Raw genomic sequence first — 15,006 nt, forward strand, 5'->3', positions numbered from 1 at the left:
GCGTCCGGCCGTCTCTCCAGCCCGTCCCACCGTCTCTCCAGTGTGTCACAAGCGCCTCAGCAGCGCCGGTGAAGGGGGTTCTAAGCATTACAAACATACACCGCAAGCAGAAAATCACGCCCTGAGCAACTTTTTTGCACTTTCTTATTTTACTCAATAAATTCTGATAATTAAGGTGATAAATTCGACCGATGCACCCAGGAAAGCCCATTATCACGCCTAAGGTATCCACACTGCTTTCCGTACGAGCTATGCCCGATATCAACATATTGTTGAGCTCCCCACGTCTACTACAAGACTCGTATGAGTCGCCCGGTATGAAACACACCCGCACCGAGTCGGAATTTGCCTGCACGCGGTCTGAAACGGGGATGCACCGGCAAATACTTTGCACCCTCTCTTGCGAAACGCTCTGGATTGCGTTCAGGTCACCTGACTAGTTACATACTGGCACGCAGCGAGATGACACGAACACACGCCGCCATCTTCCCACGCATATGCACCGTCGGCTTTGACGGCCTGCTGGTCTCTTTCGCCGAAACCATGGCCGAGCCATCGAACCGGGCAGCATTGGCGTTTCGAGCTGCGGTGGATTCTGAACGGTGGGAAGGTGTCATTGAAACCTCTGCGACGCTGGCGTCGACTTATATCCGATTTGAACCATCCCAGTTTGCCCACGCAAACCTTCGCGACCGGGTCGAGCAGCTGTTGCGGCGGCAGGATTGGTACAAAGCGCCCCTCCCCCAGGGGCGCAGGTTATGGAGTGTCCCCACGGTTTATGGCGGCGCGCTTGCCCCTCAATTAGATGAGGCTGCGGCTGCGGCCAGGCTGTCCCCCGATGAAGCCGTTCATCGATTGAGCGCCACAACCGTCCGCGTCCTGACGATCGGATTTGCTCCCGGTCAGCCATATCTTGGCCCGCTCGGCCCTGAGTTCAACATACCGCGCCTCAAGAAGTTGACCCCGATGGTGCCCGAGGGCGCTTTGGTATTGGCGATTTCGCAATTTGTCCTTTTCTCGGGACCCACACCAACCGGGTGGCGACATATTGGCCAAACCGCTTTTCGCTGTTTTCGTCCTGAAGCACAGAACAGCTTTGCCCTGAAACCCGGCGACGAAATGCAGTTCGTGTCAGTCACGCGTGAGGAATTAGAGGCGATACGCGCCAATGACGTTGATGGATCAGGCGGCGCGACCTGTCAGGAGATCGCGGTTTGAGCCTGTCTGTCCTGCGCATAGGGCCTGCTTGTACAATACAGGACCAAGGCCGCCACGGATATCTGGATCAAGGGCTTTCCCGATCTGGCGCAGCAGATTTACTGGCCCTGCACGAAGGCGCCGCATTGTTGAGGCAAAGTCCTAAACTTGCCGCGCTTGAAATGGCCGGAATGGGCGGTGAGTTTGAGGCCACTCATCCCATACAGATTGCACTGACGGGCGCACCGATGCAGGCCAGTATTGATGGCGCTGCCATTTCGTGGAATGCCTCTTACCGCCTTGAGACCGGACAGCGGGTGATAGTCGGGGCCGCCACACGGGGAACCTATGGATATTTGCACCTGGGCGGCGGTATTGAGGTGCAGGAGTTTCTGGGATCCCGCTCAACTCACCTTACTGCCAAAATCGGGCGCGCCCTACAGGCCGGAGACAGCTTATCCGCCGGGGCAGCGTCACAGCAGGCAGGACAGAAGTTGCGCGCTGAAGATCGGTTCTCGGGCGGTTCGCTGCGGGTTGTGGCCAGTTTTCAGACCGAACTGTTCGACCGGCAAACGCTGGACCGCTTTTTGCGCACGACATTCACTCGCGGGTCCCGCGCAAATCGCATGGGAATGCAGCTGGAAGGCGACGGAGAGGGTTTCGCCGCAAAGGGGCAGCTGAACATATTGTCCGAGGTCATCGCCCCCGGCGACATTCAGATGACCGGCACTGGCAATCCCTTTATTCTGCTGCCCGAGTGTCAGACAACCGGCGGGTATCCCAGAATTGCGACCGTCCTTCCCTGTGACCTGCCGCGGGCTGCGCAAACCCCGGCGGGCGTACAGCTTCAGTTCAGGCTGGTCGAAATGGACGAGGCCATTTCCCTGCAGGCGGCTTTTCAAAAAGAACTGGCCAACTTGCCATCCAAGGTCGAACCGCTGATCCGTGATCCTCATGACATTGCTGACCTGCTATCTTATCAACTGGTCAGCGGAATGATCTCTGCCACAGACTAAGGAGTTTGCCGATGCCCAGCGTAGATCTTAATGCCGATATGGGGGAAAGCTTTGGCCCCTGGAGCATGGGCGATGACAAAAGCCTGTTGCGGATTATCACTTCGGCCAACATTGCCTGTGGCGTTCACGCGGGCGATCCGGACGTCATGGCGCAAACGATGACCCTGGCTGCGGAAAACGGTGTCGGCATTGGCGCGCATCCCGGCTTTCCTGACCTACAGGGATTTGGCCGCCGCAATATGAAAATACCCCACGATAGCCTGCGAAATCTTGTTCGGTATCAGTTGGGATCGGCGATCGGTATGGCAAACGCCGTTGGAACGCAGGTCCGGCATCTGAAGCTGCACGGTGCATTGTCCAACATGTGTTCGGTCGATATCGACATGGCGCGGGCCTGTTATCAGGGCGCGCTGGACGTGAACCCAGATATCATCATCATGGTGCTGGCCGTCACCAAGCAGGAAGAAGCCGTTCGGGAATTGGGCTGCAAGTGGGTCGGCGAGATCTTTGCCGACCGCGCCTATAACGACGATGGCACTCTGGTCGACCGAAGCTTGCCCGGCGCCGTCATCCACGACCCCGAAATTGCAGGGCCTCGAATTCTGGAAATGGTCAGCGAAGGGGCCATCATTACCGAAACCGGCAAAAGGCTTAATACCGCGATCGACACGATCTGCCTGCACGGGGATGGACCAACCGCCGTTCAGATTGCGCATTCGGTCCGCGAAAACCTGATCGCGGGCGGTGTCGAGGTGACAAAGTTCCTGCGGTAATCCCGCGGGTGCAATGCGTCCGCCCGTACTCAGACTGTTGCCGAGGCTGAATTCCCTCCCTAGCATGTCAGCAAGCATATGTTCTGAATACCACAATCCCGGCAACGAACCGCACCTGGTTTGCCTAGTCTGGGCAAGGAGTAACTTTATGTCTTTTGATTTAGCGTCTTACGAACCACGCGGCGACAAGAAGAATTCGGACTTCTTCAACGAGTATTTGCCAAAAATTTACGAACGCCGTGCCAGCTCTGGTGTCGCCCAGCAGGTTGGGCCCATGCGCGCTGTCGTGCTTCAGGTCGAAACTGACGTTCTTTTCGACACTCTGGTCGAGCTATATGTGATGTCGCCATACCGTCACACGGCCAGCTATCTTGGACGGACGCATAAATACTCGGTCCTGCATTCACACCTGAACTACCCGGCGCTCATCGTGATGGCTCCGCTTAGCCCGACATTCGAAGACTTCATCCCGCGCATCAACCGCATGTACCCGTTGGCACGAAACACGCCGCAAACGCGCTATGTTGGCGAAGTGTTTGGCGCCACTGACCTGAACACGCTGACCAAAACGCTGGAGGATCAGAATATCCGGTTCGAATATTCCGGCGACACCGAGAACCCGTTTTACACGCTAAAGGGCCTTCGGTTCACCACCCCTTCTGATTTCACCTGCAACCGGGTCGGTTATTCAACGCTGGATTTCAACGATACCGACAGTTTGGGTCTGGGCGACAGGGTATTGCTCAGCAGCGCAGAACAAGCGCGACTGGATGAGGCTGCTGCCTTTGGTGCCGATAGCAATATCTCTTCACTGATGTTGGGCATCGACCATCTGGCGACACGCGTTCTGGCTGGTGAGCGCGAGGATGCGATCCTCGAATTTCTGACGATGGTGCCCTACTATTTCTGGGGGGCGTATAACATTTTCGACATGAATTCGTCGACCAATGTGAACCGCAATGCCAGTGTGAATGATGACAAGAAATCCCCGGCTAAGGTATTTACAGCCAATAATACGCCTTCGTTTGTAAACTCTTTTGCCAAACGGCCCATGCCAACCGAGGATTTCGTCCGCAATTTCGGACGTCGGCTGCATCACATGGCGATCGAGATTCTGGACGGCGATCACGGTGCGGGCGAAAAGAATGTGGATTTCGTTGTGAACACTCTGAAAGACCAGGGGGTGCCATTCCTGGCCCATGTGGTTGGAGAGTGCAAAGACGATCCGAACCTCAAGCAGATTTTCTCAAAACATTCGAAGAACACTCTGCTGATCACCGAGTATATAGAGCGCTGTCATAAGTATGATGGGTTCTTTACCAAAGATAACGTCGCGGCCCTGACTGCGGCCGCCGGTCAGGATGAGCAATATCAGCACGGCCACGTATTCGACTGACCTGACCCCTGCCACCTACTACGGCACGCTCGCTCAGAAAAAAAGGGCCACGGAATTCCGTGGCCAGACCCATCCAGGAGAGTATATGTCGGGTCTTATGACGGCCCGATCATGAAACAGGTGACATTGCGGGCCTGAAGTCTGCGGCAGGCCAGATCGGCTTGCTCTCGGGTCATGCCCTGGAACGTCGCGTCGAACCCGCGTGAGTTTTGATTGACCTTGCGCAGCGTGCCTTCCAATGTAGTCATTTCCGACAGGGCCGTTTTCAGTAGAACCTTTTCAGCCTCGTACCGGGTCGTATAGCGCCCCACATTCACGCCCCACAAATGACCGCCAGAGGTCGACAAGCGTGTGACGATTTCCTGCTCTGGCTCGGGCTGTTCTGCCGAGGCCAGCACTAGATCATCCGTGCGGACCGTCGGGCGCGTCGTTCCTTCGGTCGGCGTCTCTACACCGGCCGAGGCGATGGCTGCGGCGATACCGTCCTGAATCCGCGCGTCGTTCTTGGCTGCGGTTGCGGCGACATTGTTCGCCACTAGAACGGTACTCCCCCGCTGGGGTCGAAGAACCGGTCGCAGGCTTCTGGTGGGCGCGCCGCTTACGCTGGCGACTTTCGCATTCAAACCTGCATTACCGGCATAGGCCGGCCGGGCTGGTTTGCGGATCGGCGCGCGCGACGGGGCGCGGCGGAAACCCATGTCCAACAGCTCGGCTACTTTGGCATTGCGCGATGCGCCGGATTTGCCACCAAAGACAGTCGCGATGATCCGTTCGTCCTTGCGCTTGGCCGAGGCAACCAGATTGAACCCAGCTGCACGGGTATAGCCCGTCTTGATCCCATCCGCACCGCGATAGGCCGCTAGCAGGCGACGGTTCGTATTGGGAACGGTTTTGATCCCCGCATTCGTGGATTGGCGCGAAAACAGGTTGTAATATTGCGGGTAATCATACAGCAGATGCCGTCCCAGCGTGGTCATGTCCCGTGCGGTCGACAGATGTCCGGCCTCGGTCAGACCATGTGCGTTCTTAAAGGTTGTACGGCTCATTCCCATCGCCTTGGCGGTACGTGTCATGCGGCGCGCAAAGGCAGCCTCGGACCCGCTGAGGGCGACACCAATGGCAGTGGCAGCGTCATTGGCCGACTTCACCGCCGCAGCACGGATCAAATAGCGGAAAGCAATTTTCTGCCCCGAACGTAAACCCAGCTTTGAAGGCGGTTCAGAGGAAGCCTTTTTGGTGATGGTCACCTGCGTATCGAGAGTGATTTCGCCGTTCCGAACCGCTTCAAATGCGATGTACAGTGTCATCATTTTGGTTAACGAGGCCGGATGGAGGCGTGTATCGGCGTTTCGGGAATGCAGCACTTCGCCCGTTCGCGCGTCGATCACCATCGCCGCATATGGGGCAGCAATGCCCTGCGCCGGAGCGAAGGAAAACAACAACAGGAATGCTGCAAGGAATACGCCCATAGGGGCCGGAACTGTCCGCCGTACCTGCACGATTTTTGCCTCTGTCTACCTCAGGCCGCCGGGTTTTCCCGGTCAGCTACTATTTATTTTATTACCCATCAGCGTAGCACAGCACCCCCGCGAAAGAAACCGAAAGCTCATAACTTTAGCGCTTTCAGCGTATGTCAAAGACCCACTAGATGTGGCGGTGCGAACGGCGGCGCACCGCTAAACCTGCCATTTCGTCAAGACTGTGTCGTCGGCCGGCCCCTATTTTCGGAAACTGCGACCAAATGGCAACATCAACTCAAAGAGCGAACAAGCGCCGTCAATCCACCAAGATCGGGCAATTCGTGGTATCTGGAACTGTCGGCCGGCACGTCGGCCTGCTCGATCTCCCAGACCAGCCCATGCGGCACGTATACGCCCCAGCATCCGGCCTGAATCGGAGCAACCACATCGGACCGCATCGAATTTCCGACCATCATAGCCGCAGCGGGCCCCTCGCCATGCTGCGCGAAGATTTGGCGATAGATTTCCGGGGTCTTTTCAGACACGATCTCGACCCCGTCGAACAGATCGCCCAAACCGGACTGCGCAAGTTTGCGTTCCTGGTCTATCAGATCGCCCTTGGTGATAAGAATTACGCGGTGGGTGTCGGCAGCGCTTTCGATGGCCTGCCGGGCATAGGGCAACAGCTCGATCGGATGGGCCAACATCTCTTGCCCCGCTTCGATCAGTTGGCGAATGACCCCTGCAGGAACACGGTCTTCGGTCACTTCGATCGCCGTTTCGATCATGGAGAGGGTGAAGCCTTTGATTCCATACCCATAATGCCGGATATTGCGTTTTTCGGCAGCCAGCAATCGGTCCTTCAGGTGATCCGATTCGGCATGATCTGATAGCAGGTCGACAAAATGTGCCTGCGTCAGCTGAAAGAACCGTTCGTTGTGCCACAGCGTGTCATCGGCATCGAACCCGATTGTGGTTAGTTTTTCGCCCATTTGGATAACGTCCTGCTGGCTCTTTTATCTGACGCATTGGACGTTATATAAGCGCACAGATAAACCGAAGCCTGAATCGGACGTTTGCGCCTAATGTTTGAGAACCAATGGATGATGTCTGACAAACCGGACGACGATGCAGATTCGTCGATCCTGGTACAGACGCGCCCCAAGACCAAACGCCCGCCGCTGTACAAAGTGCTGCTTTTGAATGACGACTACACCCCGATGGAGTTTGTCGTTCACGTATTGGAACGTTTTTTCGGCATGACCCACGCAGAGGCGTTCGAGATCATGCTAACCGTCCACAAGAAGGGCGTCGCCGTTGTTGGTGTCTTCAGTCATGAGATTGCCGAAACCAAGGTCGGGCAAGTCATGGATTTTGCTCGCCGCCATCAACACCCCCTGCAGTGCACTATGGAACGCGAAGAGTAAGGCGACGCCTGACCTCTTTTCGGAATTGCCAATGTCCCCTCGCCTAGACCTTGCCTTGCAAAGCGGCCTTGAAATCGCGCAACCCCTGTCCGTGATTGGGCCAACGCCCGAGGAAGACCTCTCTGGGCTGGCCTCAGAGACGCAAGTGGTTCAGCCCTTCAAGCCGTTTCACGACCATTTTGCAGACCATGGGTTCACGGCCACGCCCGAGGCTGATGACCCGTGCCAGGATGCAATCGTGTTCCTGCCCCGCGCCAAGGCCTTGGCCCGCAGCCTTGTGCATCAGGCCTGCCAGCGCGCGGACGGGTTGGTTGTGATTGATGGCGCCAAGACAAATGGCGTCGACAGCCTGTTGAAGGATATTCGCAAACGCGTAACCGTGCAGGGGCCCATCGCAAAAGCACATGGCAAGATCTTTTGGTTCCAGTCCGACGTAAACGCGTTCGAGGACTGGGCCGCACCCGCCACCCAATCCGCCGACGGATTTCAGACAGCGCCCGGAGTATTTTCTGCAGACGGGGTCGACCCGGCCTCAGTAATGCTGCTTGCCGCCCTGCCTGAAAAACTGGGCGGTCGGATCGCCGATCTGGGGGCTGGCTGGGGATACCTATCCACAGGGCTAATGGGTGCAAAGGGGCTGCAGGAATTGCATCTGGTCGAGGCCGATCACATCGCCCTGCAATGTGCTCGTGCAAATGTAAAAGACGACCGTGCACAGTTCCACTGGGCCGACGCGGTCACCTGGCGCGCGCCTGAGCCGCTGGATACGGTCATTATGAACCCGCCGTTTCACACATCGCGCAGTGCTGATCCCACGTTGGGTCAGGGATTCATCAAATCTGCTGCGCGCAGTCTGACACGGGGCGGTTCCCTTTGGATGGTCGCCAATCGACACCTACCCTATGAAATTACGCTGAACGAGGCCTTCGCGCAGATGAAGGAAGTGACCGGGGACAATCGTTTCAAAGTCTTCCACGCCTCTCGCCCTCGGCGGTGATACCCGCTAACCTGCACCGCACATCAGGAGAACACGCATGTCCTTTTCCATAGCCGGCAAGACCGCGATCGTCACAGGTGGTGCAAATGGTGTCGGATTGGCCATCGGACGTCACTTCGCGGATGCCGGGGCCAATGTCATGTTCGCCGACATGGATGAAAAACGACTGGCCAATGAACTGGGCGAGCAGGCAGATGACAGCAACATCCGTTTCTTCGCCGGGGATCTGCGTGAAAAGCTGACGATTGCGAACCTGCTTTCGGCCACGATTGACGCTTTCGAACAGGTCGACATCCTGATAAATGGCTCGCGCCAGGTTATTCCGTCTGATCCATTGGACATGGAAGACGACTCGGTCCGCACCTTGTTGAACCAGAACCTGATGCCGGCCTTGCGACTGAGCCAACTAGTTGCCAAACGGATGATCAAGCAATCCGGTGATGATGAAAACGAAAACCCTGCGGGATCCATCATCAACTTATCTTCGATTGCTGCCCGTCGCACCCATCCCGATCTGATGGCCTATTCGGTGTCTACAGCAGCGCTTGATCAGTTGACCCGATCCCTGGCCGTTGCCCTTGCCCCAAACCGCATCCGCGTGAACTCGATCGCGCTGGGATCGGTGATGAGCGCTTCGCTGCAATCCACGCTCAAGGAAAATCGCACATTTCGGGATGATATCGAAAAGCACACACCCCTTTCCCGGATTGCCGCGCCAAACGAACTGGCCGAAACCGCACAGTACCTTGCCTCGGACGCCGCAGGTTTCATCACTGGACAAATCCTAACCATTGACGGTGGACGCACTTTGCTGGACCCCGTCGCAGCCCCGGCCCATTAAACAGATGTTCGATACTGAAAAAGCCACCGCCGCAGCCTGGTTTCGTGACTTGCGCAATGAAATCGTAAACGCTTTTGAGCAGCTTGAGGATTCCCACGACACCGGACCTTTTTCCGATGCTCAACCCGGTCGCTTCGAAGTCAAAGAGACCAAACGGCATTCGGATGACGGGGCGGACGCCGGTGGCGGTTTGATGTCCGTGATGCGCGGCGGCCGCGTGTTCGAGAAAGTCGGCGTCAATGTCTCGACAGTATTCGGCCAGCTCGGGGAACGGGCGCAACAGGCAATGGCTGCCCGAAAAGGCATTCCCGGAATGACCGAGGACCCGCGGTTCTGGGCCTCGGGTATCAGCCTGGTTGCCCATATGCAGAACCCGCACGCTCCCGCTGTTCACATGAATACGCGCATGTTCTGGACACCTCACGCCTGGTGGTTCGGCGGCGGATCAGACCTGAACCCCTGTATCGAATATGACGAAGACACTGCCCATTTCCACGCAACCCAGAAGGCCCATCTGGATCCCCACGGACCGGGCCACTATCCGCGTTTGAAAGAGTGGGCCGACGAGTATTTCTTTATCCCGCACCGCAAGCGCGCCCGCGGTGTCGGCGGTATCTTTCTGGATGACTATTGCACCGGAGACTGGTCATCGGACTTTGCCCTGACACAGGATATCGGGCGGGCCTTCTTGCCAGCCTTTCTGCCTTTGGTTGAAAAGCGCAGGCAACAGAGCTTTGACGCCGCCGATAAGGATACCCAACTGATTCATCGCGGGCTCTATGCCGAATACAACCTTGTCTATGACCGCGGAACCAAATTCGGGCTAGAGACCGGGCACGACCCGGACGCAGTGCTTATGAGCCTGCCGCCCTTGGCCAAATGGGTCTAACGCCTGACCTGCCCCTGCGGTGCTTTTTACTTCCGGGGTTTCAGAACCCGAAATCCATGAAATTGTCAGAGCAATAGCGCTGCGCCGATGCCGCTGACATGTTCTCGCCAACGCGTTTGACAGTAACCGAATAGCCCGGCGTCGTATCAACCCCTTCGGGCGCAGTCAGCGAGAATTGCACCGTCCGTGTCTGTTTGTCATAGGCACGGGTTATGTAAATACGCTGGTTCGATTTGGTTCTAAGCGTGCGTATCGCAAAATCCCCGATCCCGCACCAATAGGCCACAGGCGCAGAGCTGCCGCTGGTTGCGACCTCGTAAACGCCATTGTCACGTGGTGTCACTGTCGTTCGGAATGCGGGGTTTATACCGACCCCGAACCCAACAGCCTGGGCCATGGCAGGCACCATCATCAGCGTTAGAGCACATGTTGATATTAAGTATTTCATGATGCTTGACCCCGGGCAAAAAAGATTTCCTTGGGAAATCATAGAACAGATACTCTTTCCGTAAAGCGCAGTTTCAATTCTCAAAGTGCAGCCGCCCACCGACATCCTGCGGCGCAAGCGCCACGGTTTTTATCACCGCAAAGCAAGGTTTACCCGCAGCAAGCCCAAGGGCTTCAACCGAACGTCGGGTGATCCGAGCCAGAATAGTCCCTGCAGGTGTAATGACAGAGACGATCGCACCGGGGCCTTCCCCGGCTCGGATCGTATCAACCCTGCCCTCCAGTACATTCAGCGCTGACAGGCCCTCGGGCCGCTTACTGGCAAGGATCACCTCTTGTGCGGGGATGCGAATACGCAGGCTTTCACCGACCCTATGGGGAATACGCGGCAGAAATAGGCGCGCCTCTTCGGCTGCCAACTCGGTCAACCCATCTGCATGGTGAGCTGATACCTGCACCTGAAGCACCGCACCAACGGCTCTGACACCGAGCGGGGCCACAGAAGGATCAGCCATCACTTCGGAAGCCGGGCCTTGCCGAACCACCTTGCCGTCCTGCAGGGCAACGACAGAAGTTGCCAGCCGGGCAACTTCGGCTGCCGAGTGGGTCACATAAAGGATCGGCACCGAAATCTCATCCCGAAGCCGTTCGAAATAGGGCAGTATCTCGGCCTTCCGTGCATCATCCAATGCGGCCAGAGGCTCATCCGCGAGGATCAGACGCGGGCTGGCCAATAAGGCGCGGCCTATGGCAACACGCTGCTTCTCGCCACCTGACAAGCTCAGTGGACGACGGTCCAGAAGATGCCCGATCCCCAACATCTCAATTACCTTATCGAGGTCTTCGCGCGGCACGCTTTTGGGCGCAAACCAGCGTCCATAGGACAGGTTCTGGCGCACTGTCAGATGCGGGAACAGCCGTCCTTCCTGAAAAATATACCCCAAGCGGCGTTTATGCGGAGGCAGCCAAAGGCGCTTTTCCGTATCGAACAACGTCCACCCGTCCACGGATACGCGACCAGCTTTGGGCTCCAGCAATCCCGCAACAGCGTTAACGATTGTCGTCTTACCGGCGCCGGACCTTCCATACAGAACCGTCACCCCGGCAGGCGCATCAAATTTGGCATCCAACTGAATACCTGGCAGATCATGTTGCAGATTGACGGAAAGGCTCATGTCCCCGACACCCTTGCCGCGGCGCGACGACCGACAAACTCTGACAACAGCAGCGCCCCCATCGCGATGATGACCGATATCACCACTAGCCGCATCGCCGCCGCCTCACCACCCGGAACCTGCAGAAACGCATAAACGGCCGATGGCAACGTCTGTGTCTGTCCAGGTATGTTCGAAACAAAGGTGATCGTCGCGCCGAACTCACCCATGGCTTTTGCAAAGGCAAGGATGGTCCCGGCGATCACCCCCGGCAGAATCATCGGCAAGGTTACGGTGACAAAAACCCACAGACGCGAGGCACCCAGCGTGGCTCCGGCCTGTTCGAGCTTAGGGTCGACGGCTTCGATCGAAAGGCGAATAGCACGGACCATCAGCGGAAACGCCATGATCCCGGCGGCCAGCGCCGCGCCGGTCCAGCGAAACGCAAAGACAATTCCAAGCCCCGCCAGAGGTCCACCAATCGGGCCCTGAATACCAAAGGTCAATAGCAGCAGATATCCCGTAACAACCGGCGGCAGGATCAATGGCAAATGCACCAACCCATTCAACACTTGTCGTCCGGGAAAGCGCCAGCGCGCCAGTGCATAGGCAACGAATATACCAAAGGGCAAAGTAACCAGCGTTGCCCAGAAAGAGACACGCAGCGACAATTTCAGCGCCTCAAGTTCTTCCGGTCCCAGCCAACCCATCGGCTAGTCGCCCGGCAGGGCAAATCCCTGCTCTGCAAAGACTGCCATCGCTGCATCGGTCTGTAGGTAGCTTAGGAAAGCATATGCCTCGGCTGAGGCTTGCGTTGTTACAGCGGCCGGGTAGACAATTTCCGGGTGAAGATTTGCAGGGAAAGAGGCCACAACCCGCACCCGATCCTCGGCCTGGGCATCCGATCGGTAGACAACACCCAAGGGGGCAGCCCCCGCGGCAACCAAAGCCAGAGCCGCGCGTACATTGTCGGTCTGTGCCACCTGCTGCTGAACACTATCCCAAAGACCTAGGTTTTGCAGCGCCGCTTTGCCGTAAATTCCCGCAGGCACGGCATCGACCAGGGCCATCGCAAGATGCCCACCTGACAAAGCGGCTGAGATGTCCGTCTGCGGGGAAAGCCCCTCAATTTCAACGGCCGTCGGCCCACCGATCAGGACAAGCCCATTTCCCAAAAGGTTAACCCGCGATCCAGCATCAATCAGCCGATTCTCCTGAAGGACATCCATCCAGTCACTGTTGGCTGAAATATACACATCCGCCGGGGCGCCCTGTTGAATTTGACGTGCCAGTATAGAAGACGCCGCATACGATATGACAACCTCCTGACCGCTTTGCCGTTCAAAACCCGGTACAAGTGAATCCAGAGCATTTTTCAGACTGGCAGCAGCAAAAACCAAAACATCGTCGGCCTCTGCACGCTGCGGAGTCGATATCAAACTACCCAAAACAATAGCAGCAGCCAGAAAACGGCTTGCGGATGACAGGGTCATATTGTTCCCGTCTCGTAGGTTAAGGTTCCATCAGGGGATATCTGAGGCGGCGGGGGGCGCGCAAGCATCGATAGGACGCATCGTGAATAAGAACCTTTGAAACGGGCAATTCATAGCCGCTACAACACCCAAGATATTTTGGAGGTGCCTGATCCGAAACGACCGGTTCAGATTTCGTGATCCCTCAAAAAGTCTGATAAATCAGAGCCCGGTTGGCGGAGATATCACCCCAGATGCCCGCCTTGTCTAAATTCAGTGAAAGAAATTGTGCCAGACCCTCTTGCGCCCGCGCGCCGGCTTGGCTAAATGCAGCCTCACGGGTGATTAGCTCAGTTGGTAGAGCGCTTCGTTTACACCGAAGATGTCGGGAGTTCGAGTCTCTCATCACCCACCATTCTTTCCCTACAATGTATCAAGGTCTTACGCGGCTAGCACCTTTTGCTGTGCTGCGCATGAAACTGTGTCCGCTGCGCCTCCGCTGCACTTAAACGGAGATGATGTCTCCAACACAGGAGATAAGCCACATGGGTTTCGCACGTATTCAGAAGAGGTCAAACTTGAGCCTGGGACTTATGGCATCGAAGTCCGATATGTCGAGAACCACGGCCATGTGGGGCTGAAGCTGGAATGGGACGGTCCGGATACCCATGGCCGTGAGGTGATGCAGGCCGATCCCGGTTTGTCGGTTCCCAAGGACGACGCGATCCAAGTTGGCATCCAGGTGTCGCATGCGTCTGATCAGGCGAGTGTTACACTGGAGGGGTTACCGGCAAATACCCTGATAATCAGTGGTGAGCATTCGGTGATCACCAATGGTGATCCGGTGGATTTGTCGGGTTGTAACCTGAACCACCTGGAGCTTTCCCCGCCAGTAGGTTTCGAGGGCGTAATTCATGGTCAGATCGTTGTGTCAGACATAGACAGCGCCGGCACTCTCATCACTTCGGAAAACCCATTTGCCCTGACCGTCGGTGACGACCCTGTCAGCCCAGGGATTTCTTTGGACGAAGAACTGGCTTACGAAGCGCTGCACTCGAGTACTCCTGGAACCCTGCCTTGGGATGCTATCCATTCGACCGACAATGCCCCAGAGGTGGATGTTCTGGACGAGCCGATCTCAACCCTCGGAGATGCAAATATTACTTGTATTGAAACAGATACTTATGAGAGATTTGATTGGTAGTGAATGCAATGCTCAGTTGAGCCGACCTGCATTCTGTTCTGGGATGCGATCTTTGCCACAGGCTTCTTGCCGAGACGCTAGAATCTTGATTTTGCAGACGGTCCAACACCTATATTTTCTTTGGTTGTGCCCAAGGCACAGTCTGGCCAGAATTTCAGCAAATTTATGACAGAAATCACACCTAGCTGCGGCGTTCGAAACGAATCTGCTCTAGGTGAGATCAAATGAAAAAGTTGGCCATTCTTCTTATATCTATGCCCTTCACGGCGCTTGCAGAAGAGCGGGTGTTTGAATGTCAGTCGCCAGACGAACAGCATCCCGAAATGGCTGCGAAACTGATCAAATATGAAGATCAAAATAAAGGTCGTATCAAGATCGGTGACATCGACAAAGAGGTCGATGTTTTCCCGGGGCTCGATACCTTGACCTACCTGTATATCGGCGAGGATCACACGCTGAGTTATAACGTCCACCCCCAGAAAGGCACGTTCGATTTCTCTGCCTCTGGTAGTAGAACCGGTTGGGGCAAAGGAACTTGCACGGAAATCACAGGGCAATAACCCGCATCTCCTCCTAACAATGCACCGGCCTGTTCCATGGGCGTGTGCTTGCGGCAAACAGTGGCTGCACCCGCAGTAGCGCCACATATCTATCGGCGGACCAACCAGCACAGTCCCTTTTTCAAATATACGCATCGCGCCGTTTCCGTCCCGAAACGGCGCGATGACATTTC

At 56.4% G+C, this 15,006-nt stretch carries 16 protein-coding genes and 1 tRNA gene; 11 read left to right on the top strand and 6 right to left on the bottom strand.

Features of this window, described 5'->3' with window-relative positions; all coding sequences use genetic code 11:
• Nucleotides 1-462: 462 nt before the first annotated feature.
• The 4 genes from AC2FJV_RS00005 to AC2FJV_RS00020 all read left to right on the top strand — a co-directional run bounded on the left by AC2FJV_RS00005 (nucleotide 463) and on the right by AC2FJV_RS00020 (nucleotide 4,382).
• Nucleotides 463-1,218, top strand: a complete 756-nt coding sequence (locus AC2FJV_RS00005) for a 5-oxoprolinase subunit B family protein (RefSeq protein WP_281995294.1) — start codon at nucleotides 463-465, stop codon at nucleotides 1,216-1,218.
• Complete coding sequence (locus tag AC2FJV_RS00010; protein WP_496688677.1) at nucleotides 1,215-2,213, top strand: 5-oxoprolinase subunit C family protein; 999 nt, start codon at nucleotides 1,215-1,217, stop codon at nucleotides 2,211-2,213. The genes AC2FJV_RS00005 and AC2FJV_RS00010 overlap by 4 nt, the downstream gene beginning before the upstream one ends.
• A gap of 11 nt (nucleotides 2,214-2,224) precedes the next feature.
• Complete coding sequence (locus tag AC2FJV_RS00015; protein ID WP_271948108.1) at nucleotides 2,225-2,986, top strand: LamB/YcsF family protein; 762 nt, start codon at nucleotides 2,225-2,227, stop codon at nucleotides 2,984-2,986.
• Between the two features lie 148 nt (nucleotides 2,987-3,134).
• Nucleotides 3,135-4,382, top strand: a complete 1,248-nt coding sequence (locus tag AC2FJV_RS00020) for a hypothetical protein (RefSeq protein ID WP_496688679.1) — start codon at nucleotides 3,135-3,137, stop codon at nucleotides 4,380-4,382.
• Nucleotides 4,383-4,477: 95 nt separating this feature from the next.
• On the opposite strand, the gene AC2FJV_RS00025 is transcribed toward AC2FJV_RS00020, so the two are convergent.
• Complete coding sequence (locus AC2FJV_RS00025) at nucleotides 4,478-5,851, bottom strand: D-alanyl-D-alanine carboxypeptidase family protein (RefSeq protein ID WP_142635921.1); 1,374 nt, start codon at nucleotides 5,849-5,851, stop codon at nucleotides 4,478-4,480.
• A gap of 281 nt (nucleotides 5,852-6,132) precedes the next feature.
• On the bottom strand, nucleotides 6,133-6,834 hold the full coding sequence (locus AC2FJV_RS00030; protein ID WP_281995298.1) for an HAD family hydrolase: 702 nt from the start codon (nucleotides 6,832-6,834) through the stop codon (nucleotides 6,133-6,135).
• A gap of 93 nt (nucleotides 6,835-6,927) precedes the next feature.
• Between AC2FJV_RS00030 and clpS the strand changes: the two genes are divergently transcribed.
• The 4 genes from clpS to hemF are packed head-to-tail and all read left to right on the top strand — an operon-like array spanning nucleotide 6,928 to nucleotide 9,996.
• Nucleotides 6,928-7,269, top strand: coding sequence for an ATP-dependent Clp protease adapter ClpS (clpS, locus tag AC2FJV_RS00035; RefSeq protein WP_142635917.1), 342 nt, complete (start codon nucleotides 6,928-6,930; stop codon nucleotides 7,267-7,269).
• 31 nt (nucleotides 7,270-7,300) lie between these two features.
• Nucleotides 7,301-8,266, top strand: a complete 966-nt coding sequence (locus AC2FJV_RS00040; protein WP_496711978.1) for a class I SAM-dependent methyltransferase — start codon at nucleotides 7,301-7,303, stop codon at nucleotides 8,264-8,266.
• A 37-nt stretch (nucleotides 8,267-8,303) separates the two neighbouring features.
• Nucleotides 8,304-9,107, top strand: a complete 804-nt coding sequence (locus AC2FJV_RS00045; protein ID WP_142635913.1) for an SDR family NAD(P)-dependent oxidoreductase — start codon at nucleotides 8,304-8,306, stop codon at nucleotides 9,105-9,107.
• A 4-nt stretch (nucleotides 9,108-9,111) separates the two neighbouring features.
• Nucleotides 9,112-9,996 (top strand): oxygen-dependent coproporphyrinogen oxidase, encoded by an 885-nt coding sequence (gene hemF / locus AC2FJV_RS00050; RefSeq protein WP_281995301.1) that lies wholly within the window; start codon nucleotides 9,112-9,114, stop codon nucleotides 9,994-9,996.
• Nucleotides 9,997-10,036: 40 nt separating this feature from the next.
• Here hemF and AC2FJV_RS00055 read toward each other — a convergent pair whose 3' ends face one another.
• The 4 genes from AC2FJV_RS00055 to modA form a co-directional block, all read right to left on the bottom strand.
• On the bottom strand, nucleotides 10,037-10,408 hold the full coding sequence (locus AC2FJV_RS00055) for a hypothetical protein (RefSeq protein ID WP_246097195.1): 372 nt from the start codon (nucleotides 10,406-10,408) through the stop codon (nucleotides 10,037-10,039).
• Nucleotides 10,409-10,517: 109 nt separating this feature from the next.
• Nucleotides 10,518-11,618 carry a molybdenum ABC transporter ATP-binding protein gene (gene modC / locus AC2FJV_RS00060; RefSeq protein WP_281995302.1) on the bottom strand — a complete coding sequence of 367 codons (1,101 nt, stop codon included), beginning with the start codon at nucleotides 11,616-11,618 and terminating at the stop codon, nucleotides 10,518-10,520.
• Entirely contained in the window at nucleotides 11,615-12,307 is a 693-nt protein-coding gene (gene modB, locus AC2FJV_RS00065; protein WP_271948121.1) for a molybdate ABC transporter permease subunit, read from the bottom strand. The genes modC and modB overlap by 4 nt, the downstream gene beginning before the upstream one ends.
• Before the next feature lie 3 nt (nucleotides 12,308-12,310).
• Nucleotides 12,311-13,090 carry a molybdate ABC transporter substrate-binding protein gene (gene modA / locus AC2FJV_RS00070; RefSeq protein WP_281995303.1) on the bottom strand — a complete coding sequence of 260 codons (780 nt, stop codon included), beginning with the start codon at nucleotides 13,088-13,090 and terminating at the stop codon, nucleotides 12,311-12,313.
• A 318-nt stretch (nucleotides 13,091-13,408) separates the two neighbouring features.
• On the opposite strand from modA, the gene AC2FJV_RS00075 reads away from it, so the two are divergent.
• The 3 genes from AC2FJV_RS00075 (at nucleotide 13,409) to AC2FJV_RS00085 (ending at nucleotide 14,833) form a co-directional block, all read left to right on the top strand.
• Nucleotides 13,409-13,484, top strand: a tRNA-Val gene (locus AC2FJV_RS00075).
• Between the two features lie 66 nt (nucleotides 13,485-13,550).
• Nucleotides 13,551-14,273 (top strand): hypothetical protein, encoded by a 723-nt coding sequence (locus AC2FJV_RS00080; RefSeq protein ID WP_496711980.1) that lies wholly within the window; start codon nucleotides 13,551-13,553, stop codon nucleotides 14,271-14,273.
• Nucleotides 14,274-14,497: 224 nt separating this feature from the next.
• A complete protein-coding gene (locus tag AC2FJV_RS00085; RefSeq protein ID WP_281995305.1) occupies nucleotides 14,498-14,833 on the top strand; it encodes a hypothetical protein in 336 nt (111 codons plus the stop codon).
• The last annotated feature ends 173 nt before the right edge of the window (nucleotides 14,834-15,006 follow it).

Source organism: Ruegeria sp. CDSA241, from assembly GCF_059611265.1.